This is a genomic window from Microbacterium memoriense (assembly GCF_025398275.1).
Lineage (GTDB): Bacteria > Actinomycetota > Actinomycetes > Actinomycetales > Microbacteriaceae > Microbacterium > Microbacterium memoriense.
The window spans coordinates 1-13,400 of the sequence record NZ_JAODOR010000014.1 but is presented as its reverse complement, the minus strand read 5'-3'; the positions used below and the strand labels follow the sequence as shown (position 1 = coordinate 13,400).

At 68.1% G+C, this 13,400-nt stretch carries 14 protein-coding genes; 9 read left to right on the top strand and 5 right to left on the bottom strand.

Annotated elements, in window-relative coordinates; translation table 11 throughout:
• Positions 1 to 118: 118 nt before the first annotated feature.
• Positions 119 to 829 carry a MarR family winged helix-turn-helix transcriptional regulator gene (locus N4R40_RS11490; protein ID WP_261607525.1) on the bottom strand — a complete coding sequence of 237 codons (711 nt, stop codon included), beginning with the start codon at positions 827 to 829 and terminating at the stop codon, positions 119 to 121.
• Positions 830 to 953: 124 nt separating this feature from the next.
• On the opposite strand from N4R40_RS11490, the gene N4R40_RS11485 reads away from it, so the two are divergent.
• A complete protein-coding gene (locus N4R40_RS11485) occupies positions 954 to 1,502 on the top strand; it encodes a MarR family winged helix-turn-helix transcriptional regulator (protein ID WP_261607524.1) in 549 nt (182 codons plus the stop codon).
• Positions 1,503 to 1,656: 154 nt separating this feature from the next.
• Here N4R40_RS11485 and N4R40_RS11480 read toward each other — a convergent pair whose 3' ends face one another.
• Both N4R40_RS11480 and N4R40_RS11475 read right to left on the bottom strand, forming a co-directional pair.
• Entirely contained in the window at positions 1,657 to 1,923 is a 267-nt protein-coding gene (locus tag N4R40_RS11480; protein WP_261607523.1) for a hypothetical protein, read from the bottom strand.
• Between the two features lie 129 nt (positions 1,924 to 2,052).
• On the bottom strand, positions 2,053 to 3,444 hold the full coding sequence (locus tag N4R40_RS11475) for an MFS transporter (RefSeq protein WP_261607522.1): 1,392 nt from the start codon (positions 3,442 to 3,444) through the stop codon (positions 2,053 to 2,055).
• Between the two features lie 141 nt (positions 3,445 to 3,585).
• Between N4R40_RS11475 and N4R40_RS11470 the strand changes: the two genes are divergently transcribed.
• The 7 genes from N4R40_RS11470 (at position 3,586) to N4R40_RS11440 (ending at position 10,939) form a co-directional block, all read left to right on the top strand.
• Positions 3,586 to 5,334, top strand: a complete 1,749-nt coding sequence (locus N4R40_RS11470; protein ID WP_261607521.1) for a DEAD/DEAH box helicase — start codon at positions 3,586 to 3,588, stop codon at positions 5,332 to 5,334.
• A gap of 16 nt (positions 5,335 to 5,350) precedes the next feature.
• Entirely contained in the window at positions 5,351 to 5,656 is a 306-nt protein-coding gene (locus N4R40_RS11465; RefSeq protein WP_261607520.1) for a hypothetical protein, read from the top strand.
• Positions 5,657 to 5,838: 182 nt separating this feature from the next.
• The gene (gene dnaK, locus N4R40_RS11460) at positions 5,839 to 7,701 is read left to right on the top strand and encodes a molecular chaperone DnaK (RefSeq protein WP_261607519.1); all 1,863 of its coding nucleotides are present in this window, start codon (positions 5,839 to 5,841) and stop codon (positions 7,699 to 7,701) included.
• A 9-nt stretch (positions 7,702 to 7,710) separates the two neighbouring features.
• Positions 7,711 to 8,295, top strand: coding sequence for a nucleotide exchange factor GrpE (locus tag N4R40_RS11455; RefSeq protein WP_261607670.1), 585 nt, complete (start codon positions 7,711 to 7,713; stop codon positions 8,293 to 8,295).
• Between the two features lie 15 nt (positions 8,296 to 8,310).
• A complete protein-coding gene (locus N4R40_RS11450) occupies positions 8,311 to 9,300 on the top strand; it encodes a DnaJ C-terminal domain-containing protein (RefSeq protein WP_261607518.1) in 990 nt (329 codons plus the stop codon).
• Positions 9,301 to 9,305: 5 nt separating this feature from the next.
• Positions 9,306 to 9,734: a heat shock protein transcriptional repressor HspR gene (locus tag N4R40_RS11445; protein WP_261607517.1), complete on the top strand. Its 429-nt coding sequence runs from the start codon at positions 9,306 to 9,308 to the stop codon at positions 9,732 to 9,734.
• Positions 9,735 to 9,838: 104 nt separating this feature from the next.
• Positions 9,839 to 10,939, top strand: a complete 1,101-nt coding sequence (locus tag N4R40_RS11440; RefSeq protein WP_261607516.1) for an alcohol dehydrogenase catalytic domain-containing protein — start codon at positions 9,839 to 9,841, stop codon at positions 10,937 to 10,939.
• Here the strand turns inward: N4R40_RS11440 and N4R40_RS11435 are convergent.
• Both N4R40_RS11435 and N4R40_RS11430 read right to left on the bottom strand, forming a co-directional pair.
• Positions 10,916 to 12,271, bottom strand: coding sequence for a DUF2252 domain-containing protein (locus N4R40_RS11435; RefSeq protein ID WP_261607515.1), 1,356 nt, complete (start codon positions 12,269 to 12,271; stop codon positions 10,916 to 10,918). The two genes, N4R40_RS11440 and N4R40_RS11435, sit on opposite strands and share 24 nt — an antisense overlap.
• A complete protein-coding gene (locus N4R40_RS11430; RefSeq protein ID WP_261607514.1) occupies positions 12,268 to 12,477 on the bottom strand; it encodes a hypothetical protein in 210 nt (69 codons plus the stop codon). The genes N4R40_RS11435 and N4R40_RS11430 overlap by 4 nt, the downstream gene beginning before the upstream one ends.
• Before the next feature lie 105 nt (positions 12,478 to 12,582).
• Between N4R40_RS11430 and N4R40_RS11425 the strand changes: the two genes are divergently transcribed.
• Positions 12,583 to 13,400, top strand: an 818-nt coding sequence (locus N4R40_RS11425) for an AI-2E family transporter (protein ID WP_261607513.1), incomplete at its 3' end; no start/stop codon positions are given.

The window sequence follows — 13,400 nt, the reverse complement described above, 5'->3', positions numbered from 1 at the left end:
GGCGCGGGCACCTGAACAACTCCTGCAGTGATCGCGCTCGTGGCGACGGGTCACGCGAAATCCCGCCCCGGCGGTGAGCCGGAGCGGGATCTGCGCAGGAGCTATTCAGGTGGCGGGTTCAGGCGGCGCGATTCTGCGCGCCGCGGGCGAACCCGGCGTCGAATCCGCGCTCGTACGCGCGCTCGCCGTGGCGTCCGTGGCGGCCCGGTTCGCCGTGCGGGTGGCACGGGCGGTCGCCACGCGGGTGAGCGCCCGGAAAGCCACCGGCGACGGAGACATCTTCGAGGGAGCCGAAGCGCTCGCCGCGGGGACCGAAGCCGTGACGTGGGCCGAAGCCGGCAGGGCCGGGATCGAATCCGGGGCGTCCGTGGCCGAAGCCGCGCCGGTGACCGGAGCCCCGCGGCGTCTGCTCGGCTGGGTCCCAACCGAGTTCGCGGGCGATCGCCTCGAGAGTCGCCACCGTGGTGGCGAAGTCCTCATCCGGCACGGCGCCGGAGACTTTCGCGCGGATGCCGGTGACGATCTCGGCGAGGCGTGCCTGAGCGGCGCGGCCCTCGTCGGTGAGCGACCAGACGCCGTCCGACTCGATGACCCAACCGCGCTCGAGGAGCGGGCGCAGCTTCTTGCCGCCGCCGCGCTGGAGACGCGCGAGGCGCTCGGGATCGACGGCGTCACCGGCGAGCAGAGTGAGGATGCGCCAGTCGCGGCGGCTGATGCCCTCCGCGTGGAAGGCGGTCTCGAACTCGCGGGCGAGCAGTCTGTCGACGGCACGCAGCCAGTATCCGAGCGGGCGGGGAGTGGGTTCTGTGGTGATGTTCTCGGTGTTCATGAGACATCCTTTCGATGTGATCAGGGGGCGGACCGGTATGTCCGCCAGATGCATGTCAGATGGCATACATATGCAGTATGACATGCATTATCGAAACATGTCAAGTCGCATGTAAATTTGTCGTATGACCGAACCGGATGCCGCCAGCGACCTCGACGCGATTGCCCGGGCCTTGTCTCGACTCCGCGGCCGTGGTCGCGGTCCGTTCGAGCACGAGGGTCCCCGCGGGGACGGCCCGCACAGTCACCGCGGAGGGCCGCACGAACGGGGGCCCTGGGCGCACGGTGGGCCGGGAATGCGGGGGCGTGCAGAGTGGGCGGCGGGTGCGCGCTTCGGCGGGCCGGCGCGGATGCGACTGCTCGACGCGCTGGCCACGGCATCCCACCCGCTCTCGGTCGGTGAAGTCGGCGAGATGATCGGCGTGGATCAGCCGCGCGCGTCGCGCCTGATTCAGCAGTCCGTCGAACTCGGGCTCGTGCGGCGCGAGGCCGATCCGGACGATGCTCGGCGTACGCGGGTCGCGCTCACCGAGGAGGGAGCGCGGTTCGCGCGCGGCTTCCGCGGTCAGCGCCGTGAGCACCTCTCCGAGGCACTCGCGGACTTCAGCCCGGAGGAGCGCGCCGATCTGGTGCGCCTGCTGACGAAGCTCGCCGAGGCCTGGCCCCAGCGCTGAACGCTCACAGGCCGCAGAGCCGGCGACGGATCCACTCCGCAGCGTCGGCTTGCGCGAGTTCGCCGGAGCGGATCGCGCGGACGAACGCGATCGCCTCGTCACTCAACCGGCCATCGGCGGTGTGCGGAGGGTCACGCAGGACGACGGTCGTGAGTCAGCGGGCGAGCCGTCCGCCGAGGCGTGCGGAGACGGCCACGGTTCCGGCGAAGTGACGTGCCTGGCCGTCGGTGGCGTCATCCAGCACCGGCCGAAACCCGCGCCCGCGGAGCATGTTTCTCCCGCCGGAGGCGGCATCCGTCAGCCAGAGCGGACCTCGTCGCACCCCGCCGATGCGGCCGACCTCGCGTAGGAACCGCCCGTTCGAATACCCGCGCTGGGCAATCCGCGACACCACGTCGGCCAGGGCAGCGCAGGCATCCATCCCTCCACGGTACGCGCTGCTCTTTCCCGTGGGAGCGACGCGATAACGGGCGCATTCGGTCGCCTCAGCCGCCTCGATGCGACAAAACGCGCCCGTCATTTCGGGGGACGAATGCCGCAACTGCCCCCGCTACTCGATCTGTGCTTGCTTCGCCTTCACCGGAAGCATGAGGAGCAGCCCTGCGAGCAGCACCAGGACGATCCCGAGGATGCCGAGACGCGTGTCGCCGGAGAGGCCGACGAAGAGGGCGAACAGGCCGGGTGCCAGGAACGACACCGCGCGCCCGGTCGTGGCGTACAGGCCGAAGATCTCGCCCTCGCGACCGGCCGGAGTGATGCGAGCCAGGAATGAGCGGGATGCCGACTGGATCGGGCCGACGAACATGCAGAGGATGAGGCCGACGATCCAGAATCCGATCGGGGCCGTGCCGATGAACAGGACCGCCGTCCCGGCGATGACCAGGCCGATCAGGGAGAAGAGGATCACGTTCTTCGCGCCGAAGCGATCGTCGAGTCGGCCGGCGACGATGGTCGAGATTCCGGCGACGACGTTCGCGGCGACGGCGAAGTAGAGCACCTGGGAAGAGCTGAACCCGAAGACCTGCGCCGCGATGATCGCGCCGAAGGTGAACACCCCGGCCAGCCCGTCGCGGAACACCGCGCTCGCGAGCAAGAACATCAGCACCTGACGGTTGCCGTGCCAGAGCTTCTTCAGCGTGCCGAACAAGACGCCGTAGGAGGCGAAGAATCCGACCCGACCCGTGCGTGCGCGGGCAGGGATCTCGGGCACCCGAAAAAGCACGGGGATCGCGAAGACGCCGAACCAGATGGCCGAGGCGAGCACCGCAAGACGGATGTGTAAACCAGCCTCGGTCGTGATCCCGAGCGGGCCGGGGCTGGTGACGAGCCCGATGAAGCCGACGAGCAAGATGATGAGCAGGACGATGCCGCCGACGTATCCCATGCCCCAGCCGAAGCCTGAGACACGGCCCATGTTCTCGCGCGTGGAGACTTGCACGAGCATCGCGTTGTAGTTCACTCCGGCGAACTCGAAGAAGATGTTGCCGACCGCCAGCAGCGTCGCACCCAGCACGAGGTAGCCGGGGGAGCCTTCGACGAAGAACATCGCGGCCATCGACAGCACGACGACGCCCGTGTTGATCGCGAGCCAGAGTTTGCGTCGCCCCGAGCCGTCCGAGCGCTGACCGAGGACGGGTGCGAGAACGGCGATCAGGATGCCGGCGATCATCAGCGCCACCCCGATGAAGGACGCGTTCCCGGCCTTTGCGGCGACGAGCGCCGGGTTCTTCTCATCGTCACCGGCGGCGGCCACGATCGCCGGATCGATGAAGTAGTTGCTCGACAGATATGTGCTGAAGACGAACGTCGTCACGACGGCGTTGAACGCGGCCGATCCCCAATCCCACAGAGCCCACGCGAGGACGCGGGGCTTGCGGGTGACGGTGGCGCGGCCGCCGGTGGCGGCGAGAGCGTCGGGAGCAGGTTGGTCGGGCAGCGACATGTTCGTCACGCTAGGTCCCTTCGGTGAACGACAGGTGCACGCGCGTCGGTGCCGCGCGCCGCGTCGTCGCGGTGCGTCCTCAGAATAGAGCTGTCCCGCGCGTTCGGGGTTTTGACGGGGCCGTACCAGTACCGTGGTCTTATGGCATCTGACAGCACTCCCGACTCCGCCGGCGCGGACACCCCTCTCGGCTTCGCCGACCTCGGCCTCGATGCCGCAGTTCTGAAGGCTCTGAAGGACGTCGGGTACGAGACCCCGTCGGCCATCCAGGCCGCGACGATCCCTCCCCTCCTCGCCGGCAAAGACGTGCTCGGCACGGCTCAGACCGGCACCGGAAAGACGGCCGCGTTCGCGTTGCCGATCCTCTCGCGACTCGACCTCGCGCAGAAGACCCCGCAGGCGCTCGTGCTCGCCCCCACCCGCGAGCTCGCGCTCCAGGTGTGCGAGGCGTTCGAGAGCTACGCGTCGCACCTGCGCGGTGTGCACGTCCTTCCGGTCTACGGCGGTCAGGCCTACGGGCAGCAGCTGTCGGCCCTCCGTCGCGGCGTGCACATCGTGGTCGGTACCCCCGGCCGCATCATGGATCACGTCGCCAAGGGCACGCTCGACCTCACGCAGCTGAAGTACCTGGTCCTCGACGAGGCCGACGAAATGCTGAAGATGGGCTTCGCGGAGGACGTCGAGACGATCCTCGCCGATACCCCCGCCGAGAAGCAGGTCGCCCTCTTCTCCGCGACCATGCCCGCGCAGATCCGCCGTATCTCGGCGCAGTATCTGAAGGATCCGGAAGAGATCAACGTCAAGTCGAAGACCTCGACCGCGACGAACATCACGCAGCGCTACCTCATGGTCGCCTACCCGCAGAAGGTCGATGCGCTCACCCGCATCCTCGAGGTCGAGAACTTCGAGGGCATGATCGTCTTCACCCGCACCAAGAACGAGACCGAGACGCTCGCCGAAAAGCTCCGTGCGCGCGGCTACACGGCTGCGGCGATCAACGGCGACGTCGCGCAGGACAAGCGCGAGCGCACGGTCAACCAGCTCAAGTCCGGAAAGCTCGACATCCTCGTCGCCACCGATGTCGCCGCGCGTGGTCTGGATGTCGACCGCATCAGCCACGTCGTCAACTTCGACCTGCCGATCGACACCGAGTCGTACGTCCACCGCATCGGCCGCACGGGCCGCGCCGGCCGCACGGGTGACGCGATCAGCTTCGTCACCCCGCGCGAGCGTCGGATGCTGACCTCGATCGAGAAGGCGACCCGCCAGCCCCTGACCGAGATGCGGCTGCCGAGCGTCGACGACGTCAACGCGACCCGCCTCACCCGTTTCGACGACGCGATCACGGCGGCGCTCGCTGATACGGAGCGCGTCAACCGATTCCGCGACATCATCGCCCACTACGTCGAGCACCACGACGTTCCCGAGGGGGATGTGGCAGCGGCGCTCGCCGTCGTCGCGCAGGGCGAGACGCCCCTGCTGTTGGATGCCGATGCCCTCAAGACGGCGGCCCGCGAGGACCGCGACGCCCGCGACCGCGAACGCGCCGACCGAGGCGACCGCGATGACCGCCCGCGTCGTGACGACCGTCGGAGCGGCGGGGGAGCGACCGCGACGTATCGCATCGAGGTCGGCCGCCGTCACAAGGTTGAGCCGCGTCAGATCGTCGGCGCACTCGCGAACGAAGGCGGCTTCCGCCGCGAAGACTTCGGGGCGATCCAGATCCGTCCGGACTTCTCGCTCGTCGAGCTGCCCGCCGACATCTCGCACGACACGCTGCGACGCCTCGAGGGAACGCGCATCAGTGGCCGCCTGATCGAGCTGAAGCCGGACAAGTTCCAGCGCTCGGCGAAGCGCGTCGAGCGGCCGAACCAGCGTCCCCGCGACTGACGCCGCGCCTGAAGCGATGGGTGACGCCACCGGGGCGACGCGCCGGATCGATCTGCGACTGCACAAACCGCGGATCGCTGTGTACGCCGGGCTGCGCCCGACGCTCGTGATCGAGGGGCGCGGTCAACCGGTGCAGTGGGGTGCCGGCACGTGGCAGGTTCCCGCCGGAGAATCGGTCGTCATCGGTGTGTATCTCTACACCCGCCTCTGGTACTTCGGCCGGGCGGAGTTCATGCTGCACCCCGAACACACCGGCGCGCTCGTCTATCGCGCGCCGGTGCTGCCGTTCGTGCGCGGCCGCCTGGAGCTCGACAGCGAGTAAGACGTGCCACCTGAAAACTTGATATGAGTCATATCAAGTTCATTTGACACGGCATCCCGACCTGCGTATCTTGGAACTCGGACGAAGTTGAGCCGCTATGACTCAATGTCCGCAGGATTACTGGATCTCGATACACCACGGCTCCGCCGCGGCACTCGAGCAACGAACAAGGAGAAACACACATGGCACGTGCAGTAGGTATCGACCTCGGTACGACGAACTCCGTTGTGTCCGTCCTCGAAGGCGGCGAGCCGAAGGTCATCGCCAACGCCGAAGGATTCCGCACCACCCCGTCGGTGGTCGCGTTCACCAAGGACGGCGAGGTGCTCGTCGGTGAGACCGCGAAGCGCCAGGCCGTCACCAACGTCGACCGCACGCTGACCTCGGTCAAGCGTCACATGGGCACCGACTGGAAGACCCAGGCGATCGACGGCAAGGCCTACACGCCGCAGGAGATCTCGGCCCGCATCCTTCAGAAGCTGAAGCGTGACGCCGAGGAGTACCTCGGTGACACCGTGACGGATGCCGTGATCACCGTTCCCGCGTACTTCAACGACGCCGAGCGTCAGGCCACGAAGGAAGCCGGCGAGATCGCCGGCCTCAATGTCCTCCGCATCATCAACGAGCCGACCGCAGCAGCCCTCGCCTATGGACTGGACCGCGGCAAGGAAGATGAGCTCATCCTCGTCTTCGACCTCGGTGGCGGAACCTTCGACGTCTCGCTGCTCGAAGTGGGCAAGGACGACGACTTCTCGACCATCCAGGTGCGTTCGACCGCCGGTGACAACCGTCTCGGTGGCGACGACTGGGACCAGCGCGTCGTCGACTACCTGATCAAGCAGTTCAAGGACACCACAGGTGTCGATGTCTCGAGCGACAAGATCGCCCTGCAGCGCCTCAAGGAGGCCGCAGAGCAGGCGAAGAAGGAGCTCTCGTCCTCGACGAGCACGAGCATCAACCTGCCGTACCTGTCGCTTACCGACTCGGGCCCCGTGTCGCTCTCCGAAACGCTGACCCGTGCGAAGTTCGAGGACCTCACGAAGGACCTTCTCGACCGCACGAAGAAGCCGTTCCAGGACGTCATCCGTGAGGCCGGCATCAAGGTGTCCGAGATCGACCACATCGTGCTCGTCGGCGGATCGACGCGTATGCCGGCCGTCGCCGAGCTCGTCAAGAGTGAGACCGGCAAGGACGCGAACAAGGGTGTCAACCCGGATGAGGTCGTCGCCGTGGGCGCTGCCCTCCAGGCCGGCGTCCTCAAGGGCGAGCGCAAGGACGTTCTGCTCATCGACGTCACTCCCCTGAGCCTCGGTATCGAGACCAAGGGTGGCATCATGACCAAGCTCATCGAGCGCAACACCGCCATCCCGACCAAGCGCAGTGAGACCTTCACAACCGCCGACGACAACCAGCCGTCGGTCGCCATCCAGGTGTTCCAGGGCGAGCGTGATTTCACGCGCGACAACAAGCCGCTCGGCACATTCGAGCTCACCGGCATCGCGCCGGCGCCGCGCGGGGTCCCGCAGGTCGAGGTCACGTTCGATATCGACGCGAACGGCATCGTCCACGTGTCGGCCAAGGACAAGGGCACCGGCAAGGAGCAGTCGATGACGATCACCGGCGGCTCGTCGCTGGCGAAGGACGACATCGAGCGCATGGTGCGCGAGGCCGAGGAGCACGCCGCCGACGACAAGAAGCGTCGCGAAGCCGCCGAGGTCCGCAACCAGGCCGAGACGCTCGCGTACTCGATCGACAAGTTGATCAAGGACAACGACGACAAGCTCCCGGCAGACGTCAAGGAGTCGGTCCAGGCCGACGTCGACGCGCTCAAGACGGCACTCGCGGGCGAGGACGACGACGCTGTGAAGACGGCGTTCGACAAGCTCAACGAGTCGCAGGGCAAGCTCGGCGAAGCGATCTACGCCTCGTCGCAGGCAGAGCAGGCTCCGGATGCCGGTGCCGAGCAGCCCGCCGACAGCGCCGCCCCGTCTGACGAAGACGTGATCGACGCCGAGGTCGTCGACGACGAAGACGAGAAGAAGTAAGAGAATCGGATCATGACGAAGGACTTCGAGAACGAAGTCCCCGGTGACGAGGGGTCGGAAGCGAACGCTTCCGGCCCCGACTCGCAGGGGGACATGAACACCGATGACGGACTCACCGTCGAGGACATCCTCGACGCGACGCAGACGGATGAAGCGGCCGTGGCCGACGCGTCCGAAGAGGACCGCGATCTGCTGCTGGACCTCAAGCGGTTGCAGGCCGAGTACGCCAACTACCGTCGGCGCACGGAAGATCAGCGCGAGATCGAGATCGGGCGCGCCAAGGGCTCGGTCGCGAAGAGCCTGCTTCCCGTGCTCGATGACCTCGACCGTGCCGACAAGCACGGCGACCTGACCGAAGGATCGCCCTTCGCCGTCATGGCGGAAAAGCTCCGCTCTGTCGCCGCGAAGCTGGGTGTGGAGACCTACGGGCTCGCGGGTGAGGCGTTCGATCCGCAGCAGCACGAAGCGATCTTCCAGGCGCCGACACCCGGTGTCGAGACCGCGACGATCCTCGAGGTCGTCGAGGTGGGCTACCGACTCGGTGGGATCGAACTGCGTCCGGCGAAAGTCGTCGTGGCCGTTCCGGTCGAGTAAGTCGGGAGGAACCACATGGCCAGTCAAGACTGGTTCGACAAGGACTTCTACAAAGTCCTCGGTGTCAGCAAAGACATCACCGATGCGGAACTGAAGAAGACCTACCGCAAGCTCGCGCGCACGTATCACCCCGATCAGGCGCAGGGTGACGCCACGAAAGAGGCGAAGTTCAAGGAGATCAGCGAGGCGTACTCGGTGCTCTCCGACAAGGAACAGCGCGAAGAGTACGACCAGATCCGGGCGATGGGCGCGGGTAACGCGCGGTTCCAGTCCGGAGCGGGTGGCGGGTTCGAGGACGTCTTCAGTCGCTTCGGTCAGGGGCGCGGCGCACCCGGGGGTCAGCAGTCCGCCGATTTCGATGACCTGTTCGCGATGTTCGGTCAGCAGGGCGGCGGTTTCGGATCCGGACGGTTCGGCCAGTCGACCGGCGGATTCCGTGGCAACGGCGGTCCGCATCGCGGCGCGGACGTGACCGCGCGGACGACGCTCGACTTCCAGACCGCGGTGCGCGGCGAGACCATCAGTCTCGCCGGCGAAGACGGTAAGCCCTTCAAAGTCAAGATCCCCGCGGGAGTCTCGGACGGGCAGAAGATTCGGCTCCGCGGCCGCGGTCGCCGCTCGCCGGACGGCGGCGAATCGGGCGACATCGTCGTCAGCGTGTCCGTGCGCCCGCATCCGGTCTTCACTCGCGACGGATTGAACCTGCGGGTGACCGTGCCGGTGACCTTCACCGAAGCGGCTCTCGGCGCCACGATCGAGGTACCCACGCTCGGCGGTAACCCGGTCAAGCTCCGCGTCGCGCCCGGCACCCCGTCGGGCCGTGTTCTGCGGGTCAAGGGTCGCGGGGTCGAGACGTCCAAGGGCACCGGAGACCTCCTCGCCGAGGTTCAGGTGGCCGTTCCGTCGCATCTGGACGACGCGGCACGCGCGGCGCTCGAACGCTTCCACGAGCTGGAACCGTCCGAGAACCCACGCGCTGATCTGATGGCCAAAGCGCGGGAGTAACGGTGATGGCCGAGGAAGTGGACGAGGAGACGCCGATCTTCGCGATCGCGGCGGCGGCCGAACTGTCGGGGATGCATCCGCAGACCCTCCGCCAGTACGACCGCCTCGGCCTCGTCGTCCCCGGCCGCACGCAGGGCGGATCGCGCCGATATTCGTTGCGGCACGTGAAGCAGCTGCGTGAAGTCGCCGCATTGTCGGCAGAAGGCATGAGCCTGCCGGCGATCTCGCGCCTGCTCGAACTCGAGAACGAGAATCGCGCGCTCCGGCGACGGATCGCGCAACTCGAGGTGCGCGTGCGGGAAGAGCTCGAGCAACGTTCGCGGGTGTTCGCTGCCGGCGCGAGCGGCTCGGTCGTCTCGGTGCGCCACGGAACGCGCGTGCGTCGTGCGACCGAGGTCGTGCTCTGGCGGCCCGAGGCAGACGACGCGTTCTGACCGCATCTCCCACTCGCTGACATGACCGGATGGACTCTTCTCCGGTGATGCCCGGTCGCGTCGGCAGACCTCCGGTAGCGTCGGGGGTGACGAGGAGGTCGCGCATGCAGATCATCGGAGCCGTGCTCGAGCGCAGCGGCGCGGAGCCGCCGTTCGCGGAGAATCGCCCGTTCACGATCGGTCCGCTCGAGCTCGATCCGCCGGAGTCCGGCGAGATCCTCGTCCGGATCGAAGCCGCGGGCGTCTGCCATTCCGACCTCAGCGTCGTCGATGGCAACCGCCTGCGGCCGACGCCGATGCTCCTGGGGCACGAGGCCGCTGGGATCGTCGAGCAGATCGGCGGCGGCGTCGACGATGTCTCGATCGGCGATCGGGTCGTCATGACCTTTCTGCCCCGGTGCGAAGCCTGCGCCGGGTGCGCGACCGACGGACGGTTGCCGTGTGAGGTCGGGACGGCGGCCAACACGGCGGGAACGCTCGTCGGCGGAGGCATCCGTCTGCACCGCTCGGGGGCGCCCGTGCATCACCACCTGGGTGTGAGCGGGTTCGCGTCGCACGCCGTCGTCAGTCGCACCTCCGTCGTGCCGGTGCCCGCCGATGTGCCGGCCGAGATCGCGGCGCTCCTCGGGTGCGCCGTGCTCACCGGTGGCGGTGCGGTGATCAACGGGGCCGATCCGGCGCCGGGTTCCACGATCGTCATCGTCGGACTCGGCGGGGTCGGGATGGCGGCGCTCCTGGTGGCGCTCGCGCTCGACCTCGAGGTGATCGGCATCGATGCGAACGACACCAAGCTCGACGTCGCGCGCCGACTCGGCGCGGCCCGCGCGCTCTCGCCCCAGGATGCGGTGGATGCCGGCATCCGCGCTCCCGCGGTCATCGAGGCCGCGGGGAACGTGCGCGCGTTCGAGACGGCGGTGGCTCTCACCGCCCCCGGCGGCGTGACGGTGACGGTGGGTCTTCCGGCGCCGGATGCCCGGGCGCAAGTCTCACCACTGCAGATGACCGCCGAGGCGCGGACGATCATCGGGAGCTATCTGGGATCCGCGGTGCCGGCCCGTGACATCCCCCGCTACATCGAGCTCTGGCGCGACGGGCGGCTGCCGCTGGAGCAGCTGGTCTCCAGTCGCATCGACCTCGACGACATCGCCGGCGCGATGGATCGCCTGGCCGCCGGCGGCGAGCTACGCCAACTGATCACGTTCTGATCTGCGTGCGGCCGAGGAGGAGACGAACGCGTCGAAGTCGGTGCGGGAGAGTGCGGCGTAGGCGTGTGCCCACTCCAGCAGCGCGTCGCCGGCGACGCGGCCGCTGCCCAGGTATCCGACGACTTCGGTGGCGTGCGGAGACTGGCTGTGCGCGCGGGCGAGAATTGCCGCGCACGCCTGGGCGTAGTCGTGGAAGGCGGCATCGTGGAGCGTCTCGATGTCGAGCCCGACCTTCATATCGCGGAACTGGCGCAGGTAGTAGTCGCCCTGATCCCCGCGGAAGTGCCCGAGGAAGGGGTCGGAGACACCCTGCAGAATGCGCTGCAGAGCAACGACCCGGGCGCCTTCACCCGACGCGTCGATGAGGGCGGCGACTCCGGGCGGCACTTCCTGGCGGCCATGCTCCACCAGGACGCTCGGCCCGGCCTGCTTGACCTGCAGAATCAGCGGATGGCCGCCGGCATCCTGCAGAACGGTGATGTAGCAGCGGGTACCGACGCTCCCCACGCCCACGACGCGCCGCACCGTGTCGGACGGGGTGAACTGCTGCAGGAGCAGGCGGATATCGGCGTTCGTCGTCAGACGGTAGGCGTCGGTCGCCGCCTGCACGCGCCCGGCGAGGTCGGGTTCGAGGTGGGTCATCGTCGGCGGTGTCTCGACGAAGCGGAGTCGACCGTCGTGGCCCGGCTCGGTGAGCTTGCGCACGGCGCGCTCGCCGGTGCGCCTCTGCGCCTCGCGCACGGCGGACTTCACGACGTCGCGACTGCGCTTGTCGAGAGCCTTGTTGCGGCCGGTCACCTCGTAGTGCTGGAAGTAGCGGTCCAGAGGGCTGCGTGCCACGGCCGTCGACATCGCCCGGGCGTACGTGCGCACGGCGCCGCGGGCAGCCGCATCGGTCACGCTCTCCGCGCGCGCCGACGACTGCCCCGCGATCACGATGCTCGTCACGAGCCGCTTGAGGTCCCATTCCCAGGGTGCCCAGCCGGCCTCGTCGAAGTCGTTGAGGTCGAAGACGAGCGAGCGTTGCGGAGACGCGTAGAAGCCGAAGTTGGCGACGTGCGCATCGCCGCACGATGCGACCAGGATGCCGGAACTCGGGCCCGCCGCAAGGTCTGCGGCCATGAGCGCCGCCGTTCCGCGATAGAAGGCGAAGGGGCTTGCCGACATCCGCTCCGCGCGCAGCGGCACGAGCTCGGGGACCCGTCCGGCGTTCTGCGCCGAGAGGATGCCGAGCGGATCACGCCCGTCGGTCTCGAGCTGGGCCAAGGCCCGTCGCGGAACGATGCGCCGTGCCGCGCGCCCGCGCTCGTGCGCGTCGCCGACCCGGGTCACGACGACACCCCGGTTCCCGGGCGGACGGGAGCGTCCGCTGCGGGTTCAGCGTCGGTCTCGCGCGCCTGTCGCTGAGCGGTGCGGTGGATCTGGTCGGTGAGCGCCGAGATCACGGTCGCACTCGTCACGCCGAGGACGACGAGCCCGCCCATCATGAGACCCACGGCGATCGTGCGCGGTGAGATCGGTGCCGCCCCAGATGTCATGCGCTCATCATGGCATCGGAGCGATCTCTCCGACGGCTGCAGAGAATCGGGGCGACCGGACACTCCCGGCCGAGACCCCACGGGCACAGCCGCTAGCCTGGCCGGGTGAGACGCAACAGAGCCGCACCCGCGCCGGTCGCGACGATGCCCGCGCCGTCGCCACTGTCACCGACGCTGCGGATTCTCATCGGCTTGGCCGCCGCGGTGATCGTTCTGGCCGGCCTCTCGCTCGCCCGCGAGCTGGTGGGGCCTCTCGCGCTGGCCGCCGTGATCGTGATCATCTGTCACCCGGTGCGGCATCCGTTGGAGCGCCACGGATGGCCCACCTGGGCAGCGACCACCGCGGTGATCGTCGTCGCCTATCTCATCCTTGCCCTGCTCGCTTTTCTCCTCACCTACGCCGGGTCGCAGTTCGTCCGGCTCGTGCGCGACTCCGCGGACGAGCTGACCGCGGCCGCGGAGCGCCTCGTAGTGTGGTTGGAAGGGCTCGGTATCGAGTCGCAAACGACGGATGCCGCGACCTCCGTGCTTGATCCGGAGACGCTCTTGGGGTGGGCGGGTTCGCTCGGCAGTGCGGCTCTCGGCATCCTGACCGCTTTCTTCTTCATCCTCGCGTATGTCGTCTTCATGGCCGCCGATGGTTCTCGCTATGCCCGCGCCGAGCGCTCTCTCGGTGCCGCCGTGCGACCAACCGTCGCGCGATTCCAGGCTTTCAACCGGGGAGTGCGCCGCTACTTCGTGGTCAATGCGTCGTTCGGCGCGGTCGTCGCGATCATCGATGGTCTGGCGCTCTGGGCCCTGCAGGTTCCGGCGCCGATCGTGTGGGCGATCCTCGCGTTCGTGACGAATTTCATCCCCAACGTCGGTTTCATCGTCGGTCTGGTCCCGCCCGCGTTGCTCGCCCTGTCATCTCGCAGGACATC